Below are 14,442 nucleotides of genomic sequence, written 5' to 3'. Positions count from 1 at the left end.
TCCCCGGTGTCAGGCGCGTATCCACGTGTAACGGTATGTAACAGCAGCCCGCACCATGGCCCGGCCGCTCCACCAGCGGACGCCGCGCTTGACGCCCATCAACACGCCGGGCCCTGAATTCACGTCAGATGATGTCGCCCTCACTGCGGAAGCCGTCGTGTTTCATCACCTTCTCGTTGCCACCGGAAGCCACCCGCGGTCGTTCCGCGCCGTATGCGCGGGACTGCGCCTGGCCTGGTGCACCGGCATTCCGGTCACGATCCTGTTCGTCGTCGACGTGTCACCCTCGGGTGGGCCGGCGTCGCAGGGTTCGTCCCGCGACGCCATCGCGGCGGGTGAACGCCTGTTCGCCCGCGCACGAAGGATCGCCGCCTCGCTGCGAATTGGCTGCACCTGCCGTTACGGATTCGGAAGCGATGCCGACAGTGTGATAGCAGAGGCCATGGCGACGCAGGACTGCGACCTGCTGGTGCTCCCCCCGCCCCCGATCACGAAGCCAGCAGCAAGGGAAGCCGGCTGCGACGTATGAGGCTCAGGGTCGTTCCGCCGAATGCGAACGCAAGCGTGCGATGCCTGCCGGACGCGCCGGCGACGATCAGGTCGGCAGCCATGCTGTAAGCCTCCTCGAGGAGGATGTCCTCCGGCGGGCGCATCTGTGAATCGACGCAGGCGACCTCCGTGGAAACTCCATGGTGGGCGAGATGGGCACGCAGCCGCTCCGTACCGGCTACGGCCTGTCTCTGCGCCCGTGACGCACCGTAACCCACCGCGATCACGATGCGTACGGCGGCGGCCGCACGTAGCCAGGGAAGCGCATCGTGGAGCGCCCGGCACGCCTCCGGCCGGTCGTGCCACGCGATCAGTATCCGTCGCGGTGGCCCAGCTATCCGGGCGCAGCGCGGTACGACGAGCACCGGCCTGCCTGACATGGACACGACTTGGTCAAACCACCGAGGGCCGGCCACCATGGCCCGTTCGGGAGGCGCACCAAGCACGACCAGCCCTGCGGCGCGGACGCGCGCGACGATGCTCTTGGCGAGGGCGCGTTCCGGGAATTCCACCGCCGCGCAGGACAACGTCTGGCCCAGCCTCGCGGCGGTGCGCCGCATCATGGCCAGATGCGCCAATGCATCCTGCCGCCGGGCGAGGTGATCGAGGGCCAAGGCTTGCGCCGGCGGCACACCCCAGGGACATTCCACCCTCGCTGGCATGGCGAGCGGGAGCCATGCCCGCCACGGCCATCCCTCCCCGGCCATGGCCACGGTGGCCTCTATGACGGAGCCGTCATGCGGCTCCATCGTCAACAAGGCAACGACGCCACCAAAACCATCGACGGCAGAGACCAGGGGGGCGGGAGATGAGACGGATACGGGCGTGGCCATCGCGCGCCCTCAGTGAGAGAACAACACGGGCACCGCCGTTTCCAGGAACAGGTCCCGGGTCGTACCGCCCAACGCCCACTCGCGGAAGCGCCCATGCCCATAGCCGCCTGCCACGATGAGGTCGGCATGGATGCGCGTTGCATGGTCGATCAGCGCCATGCCGGTAGAACGGCGCCCGGGGTTGATCGTGGCGCTGACCACCTTCACGCCGTGGTGGGCGAGATGCTCGACCAACGATGCGTTGCCGGTATCGTCATCGCCACCTGCCTCGGTGGAAGATGCCGTAACGATCTCGACGCTGTCGGCGGTGCGCAGGAAAGGCATGGCGTCGTGCAGGGCACGCGCCGCCTCCGGCGTATCCGACCACGCCACCAGGACGCGTCGCGGCGGCAACGGATACGCCTTGCCAGAGGGCACCAATAGCACCGGCCGCCCGGATTCGAGCAACACGCCGGCGAAATAGGCATGCACGACCGATGTGTCGAGCGGCTCCCGGTATGGCGTTGCCATCACGACGAGGTCATTGCGCCGTACGGCCATGGCCGCAAGGCTGGATGGCTCCACGCACAGCGCTTCCAGCAAGCGAGCGTCACCGGGCACGGCAAGTTCGGCGAGTCGCGACCGCAACATCTCGACGCTCTTTCGTCCCGCCTCGCGCATGTCCGCGTACACCTCGCCGAAGCCGGCATCCGGTATCAGGCCCCATGCATCGATGATGGGCGCGGGCATCACCAGCAACTGCAACACATCGAGACGACTGCCGTAGGCACGGGCCAGCGTCGCGGCGGCATCCAGGGCGGCGGCGTCGCCGGGCGCGCCGGTCATGGCCACGGCGATATCCGCGTACGGCATGTGTGAGGCCACCCGTGACGAGCCGGTGGCGCTGGCATGGATTGAAACGGACATGGCGACCTCTTGGCGATGTGATTGGCCTTCGTTATACGGCCGCCTACCCGTCGCTGGATTGACGCAGGTCAAGGCGCGCTCCGCGTCCGGCACCACCATGTATCCGACACCTGCCGCGGATGTTCCCCTCACGATGGATCTCCTCATGGATCTCCTAGTCGCTGGCATGACGACGATGCCGCCACTCCCAGGGCGATCCGGCGATCCGCCGTGCGAGATCGGCGGCCTGGAAGAGGACGAGGCGCGCCGGCGCCTGGAACGCGATGGGGCCAACACATGGTCGACCGGACGCCGGCACCACTGGGTCCGATTGCTTCGCGACATCGTGACGGAACCGATGTTCCTCATGTTGATCGTCGCCACCGCCATCTACGCCATACTCGGCGACGGCGGTGAAGCGGCATTCCTGGGAGCATCCGTCCTGATCGTCATCGCCATCACGGTGACGCAGGAGGTCCGGGCGCAAGGAGCGCTGGCGGCACTCCGCGAACTGGCGGCACCCCTCGCCCACGTACTCCGCTCAGGCAAGGAAAGGCGCATCCCCGCCACCGAGGTCGTGATGGGCGATACCCTCATGCTGCGTGAAGGCGACCGGGTCGCGGCGGACGGCGACTTGATCGACGGTACGGTCCTCGTGGACGAGTCGCTTCTCACCGGTGAATCGGTCCCCGTCGAACGCATATCCGGCGGTGCGGAGATCCTGGTGCATGCAGGCACGCTTGTGGTGGGGGGGCATGCGCGGATCCGCGTCACCGCGACGGGCGAACGCACCGCGTTGGGATCCATCGGCAAATCGATCGCGGAGGCCAGCTCGTTGCCGTCCGCCTTGCAGAAGGCGGCGGGACGCATCGTCAGGATCTTCGCGACGATCGCCATCGCCTTGGCCATGCTCCTGTGGCTGGTCAGCTGGTCATGGGCCGGAATGGCCCCCCTCGATGCCGCGCTGGCAGCCATTGCCCTGGCGATGGCCATCCTCCCGGAGGAAGTACCGGTGGTGCTTGCCGTGTTTTACGCACTCGGTGCCCGGCGCATCGCCAGGCACGAGGTGCTCACGCGCCGGCTCGCTGCCGTCGAAACCATGGGAACGATCTCCCTCCTCGCGGTAGACAAGACCGGTACGCTCACCCGCAACGAGATGGCCGTCACCGCGCTCGCCGACGTATCCGGAGGAGTCCGCATGGCCACCGAGCCCCTCGGGGAGGCGATGCGATCCCTGATGAGCGTCGCCGCGGATGCATGCCCGCGTGGTTCCCTCGACCCGACCGACCGGGCCATCCTCACCTTCACGCGCACCCACCTGCACGATCGTGCCGTGGGGGACGAACCCGTCGCATGGCACGAATACCCGGTGGCCCCGGGAAGGCCCTTCGTTTCGCGGGTGTTCGCGGGCACGGCTGCGGGTACATGGACCATGGCGACCAAAGGCGCGCCCGAAGCCATCGTCGATCTATGCGGGCTGGACCAGGAGACGCTCAGCCGTACCCTGGCCGAGGCGGCGGCGATGGCGGCGCGCGGCCTTCGCGTCCTTGCCGTGGCGCAGGCGGCTGTGCAGGGCGATGTCGCGCCGGAAGCGGTGCAGTCGATCCGTCATCGTTACGTCGGCCTGGTGGCGTTGGCCGATCCGCTCCGTTGCGACGTCCCGGCCGCGATGGCCGAATGCCGGGGGGCGGGTATCCGGGTGGTGATGTTGACAGGCGACCACCCGGCCACGGCCGCGGCGATCGCCGTACAAGCCGGCCTGCGCAGCGATCACCTGCTTACAGGAGCGGAGATCGACCGTCTCGACGATGAAACACTGGCCATCCGCCTGCGCGAGACCGAGGTTTGCGCGCGCGTGCAGCCATCGCAGAAACTGCGCCTCGTCGCGGCGTTCCGGCAGGCAGGGCATGTCGTGGGCATGACCGGCGATGGTGTCAACGACGCACCGGCCCTGAGAGCGGCGGACGTGGGTGTCGCCATGGGACGCCGCGGCAGTGACGTGGCGAGGGAAGCCGCCGACCTCGTCCTGCTGAGCGACCGTTTCGCCGCGTTGGTGAGCGCCATCCGGCTCGGTCGCCGCGTCTACGATAACGTGCATCGTTCGATGCGCTTCATCTCCGCCGCCCACGTTCCCATCGTGATGCTCGCGATCGTGCCCGCGGTCATGCAATGGTCCCCACTGCTGCTGCCAGTTCAGATCGCCCTGGTCGAGATGATCATCGATCCGGCCTGTTCCATCGTCTTCGAGGCGACGCCGGCCGCGAGGGACATCATGCGCCGCCCGCCCCGGCGATCGGACGAATCGCCCTTCGCCAGCCGCAATGTCGGCACCGGCCTGCTCGAAGGAGCGGGCATGGGTGCATTGCTGGTCGCAGCCTACGGATTGATGCTTTCCGCCGGCGTACCGGCCCCCTCGGCGCGGCTGGCCGCGTTCCTGGGTCTGCTGGCAACGACCGTCGTGCTCGTCCTGGCCGGTGGGGCCGACACGGCGGCGCCGGCGAAGCGGACACCCCTGGCGTCGGTGCTGGTCTTCGTCGCGCTGTCTGTCGCCGCCGGCGTGGCACTCATCCCCCCGTTACGGCACATCCTCGGATTTGCGGGCCCCTCCCTGCTCACCCTCGCCGTGCCTGTTTCATGTGCTGCCGGGGCTCTGCTTTGGCTGCGGTTCGTGAATTACCTGATCCACCGATACGCCCCTGCCCGCACGGGACAGGATCGGAAGCCGGCGCCACACCCTTATCGTGAGGAGAGCGAATCATGAAGATCCTGATACCTGTCGACGGCAGTGCGCACAGCACGCGTGCCGCGCGTTTCCTGCTACGCCGCTGGTCGGAGGCCAGCACGCCTCCGGACATCACCCTGGTCCATGTGGACGCGCCGCTGAACGCGCACATCAGCGGCTATCTCGATCCCGTCGCCGTGACCCAGTTCCATGCACACAACGGGACGATGGCGATGCGGCCCGTGCGCCGCCTGCTTGCCAGCGCCGGGCACATCCACGACGAACGGATGCTTGTCGGCGATGCGGCCGAAGAGATCGTGAGGCTGGCGGCGAAGGGGCGCTTCGACCTCGTGGCGATGGGCTCGCACGGGCGGGGTGCCGTGGGCAGCGTATTCCTGGGATCCGTGGTCCTGAAAGTACTGTCGCATTCGAAAATTCCCGTGCTCGTGGTCCGCTGAAAGCGACCCGACCACCCTCGTGAAATGGAGAAATCATCATGTTCAAGCACCTTCTCATCGCCACCGATGGCTCGGCCGTGGCCGCGCTCGCAACGCGCATGGCCGTGGATCTTGCGAAGACCTGTGGCGCGACGCTTACCGCCGTGCACGTGATCGAACCCTTCCGCGCCACCACCTATGGCGAAATGATGCTGCCGACGAGCGAGGCGGTGTATCTGGATAACGCGCGCACGCTTGCCGCGCGTTATCTGCTCGAGGTGGAGCAGGTTGCCAAGGAGGCAGGCATACCTTGCACCACGGTGTGCGAGATCGGCGAGCCCGTTCATCATGTGATCGAGGGTGTCGCCAAGGAAAGGGGATGCGATCTCATCGTGGTGGGTTCACATGGCCGGCGTGGGCTCCAACGGCTCCTTCTCGGCAGCGAGACACAGAAGATCCTGCTGACGACACATCTTCCCGTGCTCGTATGCCATGCGTCGCATGCTGCGGGCTAGCCACTCCTTCCGGGCGCTTCCGGAGGCTTGACCTGCATCAACCGGCAGAACGCGCAGTCGCGCTATAACGCATCATCGGTGCGCAAACACGAGGGTTCCCATGGTGACGACCGCTTCCAACCCAGACCGCTCCACGCCCATGATGCAAACCTCCCTTCGCGCCGTGGGCGATGTGCTGGCTATCGTCGGTTCACCCCGCGACGCCGCCTCTTACGTAAGCAGCCGCCTTGCGGCGCGTACCAACGGGTCGGTGACCGGATGCTCCATGTCAGCGGCTTTCCTGGGGCATGCGGTTCCCAGCGAGCCGACTGTCATGGCTCTCCTCGACCAGCCGCCCGCTGCGCGGCGCCGCGACGACCTCGCGTCCGGGGGCGATGGCGACCAGTTCATGCATCTCGCCCGGACCGCGGGGGTCCACGATCCACAGTGGGCTGTCATCGAGAACGATGCCGCCGGACGACTCGCATCGCTCAGTACCTGGCACGATCTGGTCGTCGTCCAGCGCCCCGCCGATCTGGATGCGAATCCGCTCGACGGCCTGAACCACCTGCTGCTCGGAACCGGCCTGCCCTGCCTCGTGCTTCCGGAGATTTGCGCACCATGTGGTGTCTTCGACAACGTGATGCTCACATGGGATGGCAGTGCGCCATCGACGCGGGCCATCCGTGCGGCACTGCCGCTGGTGGTGGCGGCACAACGGGTATGTGTCCTGGACGGCACCGAACCTCACGCCGTCACTGATGGCGTGCCGAGATTCGATCCGATGGCTTTCCTGGCTCGTCACGGTGTCGAGATCACTCACAAGCGGTTGCATGCGACGCCGTCCTCCGCCGGAGCGGCTATCCTCGACCGGGCACGCCGGTTCAAGGCCGAACTTCTCGTGATGGGTGCCTATGGACACACGCCGTTGCGCGAGCACCTGCTCGGCGGAGCGACGCGCCACGTGCTGACCCACGGAACGATCGCCACGCTGCTTTGCCATTGACGGCTACGCCAGGCGGCATGGCACTCCGAACGCGGGACACGCCACGGAAACGCCCCGTGCCTGCAGGATATCGCGCATGGCCGCCATCCCACCGTCCGGCTCGCCATGCACCAGGAATACCTGCCGGCGAGGTTCCTCGCCCAGCCAGGCTAGCAGCTCGGGTTGACCCGCGTGGGCGGAAAACCCATTGATGGTCCAGACCCGTGCCCTCACGGGAACCTCGTGCCTGCCGATGCGCACGACCTTCTTGCCATCCACGATGTCCCTGGCCAAGGTGCCTTCGGCCGCGTAACCGACCAGGACCACCCCGGCACGGGAGCGACCCAGGTTATGCCTCAGGTGATGGCGGACACGTCCACCGGTGCACATTCCCGAACCGGCGAGGATGATGGCCCCTCCTTCGATCGCATTGATGGCCATCGACTCCTCCACGCTATGGGTAAAGTGCACGTGGGGCATCGCGAAGGGGTCCTCATGCCGCAAGGCTTCCCGGAACCCTTCGCTGAAGCATTCGGGGTGGCGGCGAAAGATCGCGGTTGCGGATATCGCCATCGGCGAATCGAGAAAGACCTGGGTTCCCGGAGCGATCTTCCCTTCGCGCAAGCCACCATGCAGGCAATAGAGCACTTCCTGGGCGCGTTCCAGCGCGAAGGTCGGGATGATGACATTGCCACGTGCCTTGAGCGTGTCCCCCACCGCGTCGAGGAATTCCTTCCGGGTAGCTTCGAACGACCGGTGTGGACGATTGCCGTACGTGGTCTCCATGACGACGAAGTCGGCGGGAGGCGCCGGTAAGGGGTCCCGTAGCATCCCGGACCCATGGTGCCCCAGGTCACCGGAGAACAACATGCGCCGGCGGTTCGTGCCGTCGTCCAGTTCCAGCAGCAGGAAGGCCGATCCGAGAATATGCCCGGCATCGAGGAAAGTGGCGCGAATGCCGGGAGCGGCTTCGAATGCCTCATCGTATGCAGCGACCCGGTCGAACGCGTCGAGGGCACGAAACGCATCATCCAGGCTCGAGATCGGCATGGCATCGCGATCGCCCCGCGACCGCGCGCGCCTGGCCTCGTCTTCCTGGAGGGACGCGGCATCCAGGAGCACCACGCGGGCGAGATCGCGCGTCGCTGCCGTGGACACGACAGAACCGGCAAATCCGTCGCGCACGAGCTTGGGCAGCCTGCCACAGTGATCCAGGTGGGCATGGGTGAGGAGCACGACATCGATCGAGCGCGGGTCGAAAGCGAATCCGCGCGTGTTGGCGTCGAATGCGCCATGCCCGCCCTGAAAAAGCCCGCAATCGACGAGTATCCTGCTATCGCCGCATTCCACGACATGACAGGAACCCGTCACTTCCCGCGCGGCGCCGTGACATGAATAAACGATCATGCGGCGGCATCCTGGCGACAATCGATGGAAAGCAGGTCGTCCCTGGACGATGCGTACGCCACTGCATGGTCGAGCATCGCCTCGCTCGTGGCGTGCACCTCGAGCAGCGGCTGCCCCCGATGCACACGATCCCCAACACCCACCAGCAGGAACACACCCGCTTCGGGTATATCGGGAGCGCCGGCAAGCTTTGCCAACCGCGCCAGTTCACGGCATTTCATCGCCGTCACCGTCCCGTTCTCCTTCGCCAGAAGGGTGCGTGTATGACGAGCGACGGGGGGCTCGCGCATGCCGCCCTGGGCTTCGCAGATCGCTTCGAACCTCGCACCCGCGCGACCGCTGGCCAAGGCCTCGGCAGCGAGCCGGCGCGCGCCGAGCTCGGTCATTCCGGGATCTGACAAGACAAGTACAGATGCCGCCAGGCGAATGGCCCGCTCGCGCAGTGCCACCGGTGCATCGGGCGCACGGCGGAGCACCGCCAGTACGTCGCGCGCCTCGAGCGCGGGACCGATGCCCCTGCCGATCGGCTGCGTTCCATCGGTGAATACCGCGCGAATCGCCATGCCCAGTTCGTTGGCCACGCAATAGAACATCTCCGCCATCACTTCGGCATCTTCACGCGTACGCAACTTCGCGCTTGGCCCGACCGGGATGTCCACCAGCACGCTTGACGCGCCGGAAGCCATTTTTTTCGCCAGGACCGACGCGACGATATGCACCGGCATGTTGATATCGAGTTGACGCTCGATGCGCACCAGCCTGTCATCCGCTGGGGCCATGCCGATGGCTCCGCCCCATATGACACAGCCATTCGTGCGTTCGACAACCTGCCGCACCTTCGCCTCGTCCAGGTCCACCGGCGCCATGGTCGCCATGACGTCCGCCGTTCCCGCCGCTGACGTGATCGCACGCGACGAGGTCTTGGGCATGGTGACACCGAGGGACGCCGCAATCGCGACGATGATCGGGGTCGTGCGATTACCCGGCAGCCCGCCGACGCAGTGCTTGTCGACGGGATGGCGTCCCGGCCAGCTCAGGGTTCTGCCGGTGGCCGCCAATGCCCGGGTCAGCGCAACGACTTCGCGCATCGACAGGTTGCGATGCGCGGTGGCCACCAGAAATGCGGCCGTTTCCACGTCGGTGTAATGGCCGGCGGCCAGGTCGCTCACGATACCCCCGATCTGCTCTTCGGTAAGTGGCCGTCCATACATCTTGGCGCGCACCGATGCCAGCGAGGCTGGACGCACTGCAATGATGGAGGCGCTCTGGGTGCTACCGGCATGCATCGACACGGCACCCTCAAAGCTTGAGCGTGTGCACGACAAGGGTTTGATCGGAAGGATCGGGCGCCCTCGTAAAACCGAGGAAATGGGCGAGTTGGCGCATCTCGTCGTTCTCGGCCAGGTCGAGCGAGAACATGGTCTTGAACCCATTCCGCCGGGCAACCTCGATGAGGTGACGCATGAGCGTGACTGCCAGGCCTCGATGACGCCAGTCGTCGGCGACCGTGACCGCGCATTCGCAGCGGGCGCGGTCATCGGTTGCGCTATAGCGGCTGATGCCGACTTCTCGCAGTTCACCGTTGTCGTGCGCCAGTGCCACGAAGGCCATCGTGTTCACGTAGTCGACGTCCATCAGGCCAGCGAGCAAGGCTGGCGAGGCTTCGCGCATCTCTCCCAGGAACCGCCAACGGCGGGACTCCGGGGAAAGGCGCCGGATGAATGCCTGCTCGCGCTCCTTGTCGTCAGGCCGCAGGGGGCGGATCAGAACACGCGTGCCGTCTCCGAGCGACTCGATCCAGTGATCGCCCTCGATCGGCGGAAAGCCAGGATGACTGGCTGAAGGTGTAGCTGTCTTGCTGGACATGACGGACTCCGGCATGGCGGGATGTGTGAAGCTTCGGTATAGGTATAGACGAGCTGCCGGCGGCACGACTTGACCGTTATCAAGCGGCGCGGTCGAGAACGACCCGGCCATGTGCCCCCGGTCATCCGTGGCTCGTCAATGTGCGAACAGGACGGGAATGGCCGACTCGAGGAACAGTTCCCGCGTGGTGCCGCCGAGTGCCCACTCACGCATGCGGCTATGGCCATAACCGCCGGCGACGATCAGCTGCGCGCGTGCCCTGCTGGCGCGGTCGAGGATGATCCGGCTCACGGGCCGCCCGCGCGACTTGTCGGTGACGATCCGCGTCGCCACGCCGTGGCGTGACAGGTGGGCCGCCAGGCTCGCTCCGAATGCGTCGGCGCCCTCGAACCCTGTCGGTACCGGGTCGACCATGACGATGTCGACGGCCTCGGCCGCTTCGAGCAACGGCAGGGCGTCATGCACCGCTCGCGCGCACTCCCGCGTTTCCGACCACGCCACCACCGCGTGCCGGGGCGGAAGCGAGACATCACACGTGGCTGGCACGACCAGCACCGGCCGCCCGGATTCGAGCAATAGTCCAGCGAAATAACGATGAACCAGCGCGGCATCGGCGGGGGCATTGTCAGGCCTCGATATCACCGCCAGGTCGGTACGGCGCGCGCCGGCCGCGGCGACATCCGGCGGGGTGTCGAACAAGGCTTCCAGCACATGCACGCGGCCCGTGACGCCGAGCGACTTCATCCGGCTGTCCAGGTCGATAGTCCGTTTCGCCGCCGCTTCCCGTATCCGGGCATAACGCTCCATGAGGTCGGGGTCGGGCATGAGCGCCCATGCGTCCGTCACCGGAGCGGGCATGGCCAGCACCTGCAGAACCTCGAGCTCTCCGCCAAAACGACGCGCCAGCGAAGCAGCGACATTCAGCGATGTGTCCTCGCCGGGTGTTTGCGTCAGGACGACGGCGATGTCGCGATAGACCGGTTCGTCATGGCCGGTCTGGTTGTGAACGGGTTTGAGAACGGGGGGAGAAGACATGGCGACCTCGTCTAGGTTGGCGTAATAGCCGTTCTATCGCCGATCGGGACACCGAGGCTTGACGCATATCAAGCTGGCGCGGGATGCGGCGGTGCACGCTCGCCTTCATGGGTTACGGCAGCCGGTGGAGGAAAAAATGATCAAGACCATTCTTCTGGTGATCGACAGCGCGGATGGGGCGGAGCGGGCGACGGATCAGTGCATGGCGCTGGCCGTCGCGCTGGGCAGCCAGGTCAGGGTGCTCTACGTGATGTCCCCTCTGCCGGCGGTGGAGCGGGCGGCGGACGCCTTGGGCGGTACATGCCGCGACCGCTGGGCCGCACGCGCGGGCGAGGCGCTCGACGAAGCCGCCGCGGCCGCCCAGCGTCACGGCATCGCCGCTTCCACCACGATCGTCGTGGACAGCCGCCACGACATGGCCATCCTCGACCAGGCGGCGCGGCACCGGTGCGATCTCATCGTGCTGCAAGGCCATCAGCAGGACGCGTGGGCGTCCAGGGCGATTGCCCGCAAGGTGATCCTGGACAGCAGTGCCCCGGTCCTGGTGATGCCCTGATACTCCCCGGCCATGACCTATGGCACAGGTCGCCCTGTCCTCCGGCCCCGACCATCGGTCGATACATCCGCCAGGGGATCCGAGCCATGCGCCAATCGCTCCGCCGCGCCACCCTCGCCGCCGCCGTCGCTTCCGCGATGGCCTTTTCCATGTCCCAGGCCATCGCAGCGGACCTACCCGTGGCAGCCGACCAGCCCTACCCCGGCAACCTGACGCTGCATGTCGATCTCTCCGACGCGTCGAGGCACCTCTACCACGTACGCGAGACCATCCCGGTCAGCGCGGGCCACGCCATCCTCTACTACCCGAAGTGGATCCCCGGCGTGCATGGACCCTCCGGCCCGCTCTCCAACGTGGCGGGCTTCATCATCACGGCGAACGGCAAGCGCATCCCCTGGCGCCGCGACCTGAAGGAGATGTACGCCTTCCATGTGGATGTACCCGCCGGCGTGGACAAGCTCGAACTCGCCTTCGAATACCTCGCTCCCGCCACGCCGAACTACGTACCACTCTCGTTCAACGAAGTGGCCTTCTATCCCGCCGGGCACTACACCAGCCGAATCACGGTCGAGCCCAGCGTGAAACTTCCCCAGGGATGGAAGTTCGCCTCGGCGCTGGAAACCGCGTCTCAATCCGGTGATGAGGTGAGTTTCAAGCCGGTGAGTTTCGAGAACCTCGTGGACTCGCCGCTGATGACGGGCAAGCACTTCACCCGCATCGACCTCGCGCCTGGCCAGGCCACCCAGGTCCACCTCAATATCACCGGCGATACGGCCGCCGGCGTCAAGGCCACCGAAGAACAGATCGCGAAGCAGCGTGCCCTCGTGGTGCAGGCGAACAAGCTCTTCGGCGCGCACCATTACGCGCACTACGATTTCCTGTTGGTGACCTCGGATCACACGAATCATTTCGGCCTGGAACATCACCAGTCCAGCGACGATCGCCTCTACGCGAACTTCCTCACCGATCCCGACGTGAACGTGGCGGCGGGCACCCTCCTGCCACACGAGTACATCCATTCGTGGAACGGCAAGTTCCGCCGCCCCGCCGACCTGTGGACACCGACCTTCACCGAACCGATGCAGGACGACCTGCTCTGGGTCTACGAAGGGCTCACCGACTATTGGGCCGGCGTGCTCACCGCACGCTCGGGTATCTGGACCACCGACCAGTGGCGCGATTCGCTGGCCGCGATCGCCGCCGACATGTCGGCACGCACAGGCCGCTCGTGGCGCTCCTTGCAGGACACGGCGGACGGTATTCCCTTGTCGTCGCGCGGTGGCAGCCAGGGCTGGGGCAACCTGCGCCGCGGCTCCGACTATTACCCGGAAGGCCAGATGCTCTGGCTCGACGTCGATACGAAGATCCGCGACCTCTCCGGTGGAAAACACACGCTGGACGAGTTCGCCCGCGCCTTCTACGGCATGGACAACGGCAGCTACGTTCCCAAGACCTATACCTTCGACGACGTGGTCGCCACCCTCAACGGTATCCAGCCCTACGATTGGGCGAGCTTCCTGCGCCAACGCCTGGACTACACGGGCGACACACTGCCCGAGCATGGCATCGAGGGAGGCGGCTGGAAGCTGGTGTACGACGACAAGCCCACGGCATTCGCGAAGACGGCGGAGAAACTCCGCAAGACGGTCAACCTCGCCTATTCACTGGGCATCCAGGTGTCGGACAAGGGCGTGGTGACGGATTCGCAGTGGGATGGTGTCGCCGCGAAGGCGGGCATCGTTCCCGGTGTCACGCTGGTCGCGGTGAACGGCAAGGATTACTCGGCACAGGTACTGAAGGACGCCGTGGCCGAAGCCAAATCGGGCACCGCGCCCATCCAGTTCCTGATCAAGGATATAGACGACTACCGCACTGTCGGCGTCGACTACCACGGCGGCCTGAAATATCCGCACCTGGTGCGTGGCGAAGGCAAGGACCTCATCGGAGCGATCGCCTCGCCGAAGAAGTAGACGAGAGAACATGGTGGGAGCCGCTTCAGCGGCGATGGATGCTTGCCGCACCCTTGCCCGCTACCGCGGGATCGCCGACAGAGTCGGCTCCCACAAAATCGGCTCCCACAACGGCCCTTTCTTCGTCAGTCGGTTTCGCGTGCCGTCTCGAACAGGAACCACACGCGACGCTCGGTCTCGTCGATCCAGTTCTCGATCAGGCTCGCCGTCGCGACGTCGGAGTACTCGTCGCACACGCCATGCGTCTCTCGCAGGGAGGCGGCCATGCGGAGATTGTCGTCGCGCAGCTCCGCGAGCATGTCCTGCGGCGTGACGAAGTCGGCGTCATTGTCGGAAATGCGTTGCAGGCGCGCGATGTGCCCGATCGAACGGATCGTGGTTCCGCCGATCTTGCGCACGCGCTCGGCGATGTCGTCGGTAGTGGCGAAGATCTGCGACGCTTGCTCGTCGAGCAGCAGGTGGAGGTCGCGGAAGCGCGGACCGGACATGTGCCAGTGGAAGTTCTTCGTCTTCAGGTACAACGCGAACGTGTCGGCGAGCAACGCATTCAACGCGCCCGAGATGTCGCGCGTCGCGTCGGCACCCAGGCCGGTACGCGTGTTCAAGGCGGCTTTGCGCAGCTTTTTGGTCGCTTCGGGGTTTTTCATCGTGACTGACTCCGCGTGATTGGGCCCTCCAAGGATGCTCCGATCGCGTCCGTCGC

Annotated in this window: 14 protein-coding genes; 7 read left to right on the top strand and 7 right to left on the bottom strand. The window is 66.1% G+C overall.

Annotated elements, in window-relative coordinates; all coding sequences use genetic code 11:
- Nucleotides 1–157: 157 nt before the first annotated feature.
- Nucleotides 158–529 carry a universal stress protein gene (locus J2T07_RS11350; protein ID WP_306850045.1) on the top strand — a complete coding sequence of 124 codons (372 nt, stop codon included), beginning with the start codon at nucleotides 158–160 and terminating at the stop codon, nucleotides 527–529.
- On the opposite strand, the gene J2T07_RS11345 is transcribed toward J2T07_RS11350, so the two are convergent.
- Both J2T07_RS11345 and J2T07_RS11340 read right to left on the bottom strand, forming a co-directional pair.
- On the bottom strand, nucleotides 489–1,382 hold the full coding sequence (locus J2T07_RS11345) for a universal stress protein (protein WP_306850043.1): 894 nt from the start codon (nucleotides 1,380–1,382) through the stop codon (nucleotides 489–491). The genes J2T07_RS11350 and J2T07_RS11345 overlap by 41 nt on opposite strands.
- Before the next feature lie 9 nt (nucleotides 1,383–1,391).
- Nucleotides 1,392–2,288, bottom strand: a complete 897-nt coding sequence (locus J2T07_RS11340) for a universal stress protein (RefSeq protein ID WP_306850042.1) — start codon at nucleotides 2,286–2,288, stop codon at nucleotides 1,392–1,394.
- Nucleotides 2,289–2,433: 145 nt separating this feature from the next.
- On the opposite strand from J2T07_RS11340, the gene J2T07_RS11335 reads away from it, so the two are divergent.
- The 4 genes from J2T07_RS11335 to J2T07_RS11320 all read left to right on the top strand — a co-directional run bounded on the left by J2T07_RS11335 (nucleotide 2,434) and on the right by J2T07_RS11320 (nucleotide 6,926).
- Nucleotides 2,434–5,028 (top strand): cation-translocating P-type ATPase, encoded by a 2,595-nt coding sequence (locus J2T07_RS11335; RefSeq protein ID WP_306850040.1) that lies wholly within the window; start codon nucleotides 2,434–2,436, stop codon nucleotides 5,026–5,028.
- Nucleotides 5,025–5,447 carry a universal stress protein gene (locus tag J2T07_RS11330; RefSeq protein ID WP_306850038.1) on the top strand — a complete coding sequence of 141 codons (423 nt, stop codon included), beginning with the start codon at nucleotides 5,025–5,027 and terminating at the stop codon, nucleotides 5,445–5,447. The genes J2T07_RS11335 and J2T07_RS11330 overlap by 4 nt, the downstream gene beginning before the upstream one ends.
- Before the next feature lie 38 nt (nucleotides 5,448–5,485).
- Nucleotides 5,486–5,941, top strand: a complete 456-nt coding sequence (locus J2T07_RS11325; RefSeq protein WP_306850036.1) for a universal stress protein — start codon at nucleotides 5,486–5,488, stop codon at nucleotides 5,939–5,941.
- A gap of 313 nt (nucleotides 5,942–6,254) precedes the next feature.
- Nucleotides 6,255–6,926: a universal stress protein gene (locus tag J2T07_RS11320; RefSeq protein WP_306850034.1), complete on the top strand. Its 672-nt coding sequence runs from the start codon at nucleotides 6,255–6,257 to the stop codon at nucleotides 6,924–6,926.
- A 3-nt stretch (nucleotides 6,927–6,929) separates the two neighbouring features.
- Here J2T07_RS11320 and J2T07_RS11315 read toward each other — a convergent pair whose 3' ends face one another.
- The 4 genes from J2T07_RS11315 to J2T07_RS11300 all read right to left on the bottom strand — a co-directional run bounded on the left by J2T07_RS11315 (nucleotide 6,930) and on the right by J2T07_RS11300 (nucleotide 11,213).
- The gene (locus J2T07_RS11315) at nucleotides 6,930–8,312 is read right to left on the bottom strand and encodes an MBL fold metallo-hydrolase RNA specificity domain-containing protein (protein ID WP_306850032.1); all 1,383 of its coding nucleotides are present in this window, start codon (nucleotides 8,310–8,312) and stop codon (nucleotides 6,930–6,932) included.
- On the bottom strand, nucleotides 8,309–9,598 hold the full coding sequence (locus J2T07_RS11310; RefSeq protein WP_306850030.1) for a thymidine phosphorylase: 1,290 nt from the start codon (nucleotides 9,596–9,598) through the stop codon (nucleotides 8,309–8,311). Before J2T07_RS11310 ends, J2T07_RS11315 begins: the two co-directional genes overlap by 4 nt.
- Nucleotides 9,599–9,611: 13 nt before the next feature.
- Nucleotides 9,612–10,178 carry a GNAT family N-acetyltransferase gene (locus tag J2T07_RS11305; RefSeq protein ID WP_306850028.1) on the bottom strand — a complete coding sequence of 189 codons (567 nt, stop codon included), beginning with the start codon at nucleotides 10,176–10,178 and terminating at the stop codon, nucleotides 9,612–9,614.
- Nucleotides 10,179–10,313: 135 nt separating this feature from the next.
- A complete protein-coding gene (locus J2T07_RS11300; protein WP_306850026.1) occupies nucleotides 10,314–11,213 on the bottom strand; it encodes a universal stress protein in 900 nt (299 codons plus the stop codon).
- A 58-nt stretch (nucleotides 11,214–11,271) separates the two neighbouring features.
- Here J2T07_RS11300 and J2T07_RS11295 point away from each other — a divergent pair, with 58 nt between their 5' ends.
- Together J2T07_RS11295 and J2T07_RS11290 are read left to right on the top strand one after the other, a co-directional pair.
- Nucleotides 11,272–11,769: a universal stress protein gene (locus J2T07_RS11295; RefSeq protein ID WP_306850024.1), complete on the top strand. Its 498-nt coding sequence runs from the start codon at nucleotides 11,272–11,274 to the stop codon at nucleotides 11,767–11,769.
- 86 nt (nucleotides 11,770–11,855) lie between these two features.
- Complete coding sequence (locus tag J2T07_RS11290; protein WP_306850022.1) at nucleotides 11,856–13,739, top strand: M61 family metallopeptidase; 1,884 nt, start codon at nucleotides 11,856–11,858, stop codon at nucleotides 13,737–13,739.
- 125 nt (nucleotides 13,740–13,864) lie between these two features.
- Here J2T07_RS11290 and J2T07_RS11285 read toward each other — a convergent pair whose 3' ends face one another.
- Nucleotides 13,865–14,386 (bottom strand): Dps family protein, encoded by a 522-nt coding sequence (locus tag J2T07_RS11285; RefSeq protein ID WP_306850020.1) that lies wholly within the window; start codon nucleotides 14,384–14,386, stop codon nucleotides 13,865–13,867.
- Nucleotides 14,387–14,442: the final 56 nt, after the last annotated feature.

It is taken from the genome of Luteibacter jiangsuensis (genome assembly GCF_030812295.1).
GTDB classification, from domain to species: domain Bacteria; phylum Pseudomonadota; class Gammaproteobacteria; order Xanthomonadales; family Rhodanobacteraceae; genus Luteibacter; species Luteibacter jiangsuensis_A.
Note: the sequence above shows the minus strand (reverse complement) of the source record. Positions and strands in the feature narration are given on the sequence as shown.

Coding starts and splice junctions, on each gene's coding strand:
- J2T07_RS11345 (WP_306850043.1), bottom strand. CDS start 1,382: ATGGCCACGCCCGTATCCGTCTCATCTCCCGCCCCCCTGGTCTCTGCC.
- J2T07_RS11340 (WP_306850042.1), bottom strand. CDS start 2,288: ATGTCCGTTTCAATCCATGCCAGCGCCACCGGCTCGTCACGGGTGGCC.
- J2T07_RS11335 (WP_306850040.1), top strand. CDS start 2,434: ATGGATCTCCTAGTCGCTGGCATGACGACGATGCCGCCACTCCCAGGG.
- J2T07_RS11330 (WP_306850038.1), top strand. CDS start 5,025: ATGAAGATCCTGATACCTGTCGACGGCAGTGCGCACAGCACGCGTGCC.
- J2T07_RS11325 (WP_306850036.1), top strand. CDS start 5,486: ATGTTCAAGCACCTTCTCATCGCCACCGATGGCTCGGCCGTGGCCGCG.
- J2T07_RS11320 (WP_306850034.1), top strand. CDS start 6,255: ATGGCTCTCCTCGACCAGCCGCCCGCTGCGCGGCGCCGCGACGACCTC.
- J2T07_RS11315 (WP_306850032.1), bottom strand. CDS start 8,312: ATGATCGTTTATTCATGTCACGGCGCCGCGCGGGAAGTGACGGGTTCC.
- J2T07_RS11310 (WP_306850030.1), bottom strand. CDS start 9,598: ATGCATGCCGGTAGCACCCAGAGCGCCTCCATCATTGCAGTGCGTCCA.
- J2T07_RS11305 (WP_306850028.1), bottom strand. CDS start 10,178: ATGTCCAGCAAGACAGCTACACCTTCAGCCAGTCATCCTGGCTTTCCG.
- J2T07_RS11300 (WP_306850026.1), bottom strand. CDS start 11,213: ATGTCTTCTCCCCCCGTTCTCAAACCCGTTCACAACCAGACCGGCCAT.
- J2T07_RS11290 (WP_306850022.1), top strand. CDS start 11,856: ATGCGCCAATCGCTCCGCCGCGCCACCCTCGCCGCCGCCGTCGCTTCC.
- J2T07_RS11285 (WP_306850020.1), bottom strand. CDS start 14,386: ATGAAAAACCCCGAAGCGACCAAAAAGCTGCGCAAAGCCGCCTTGAAC.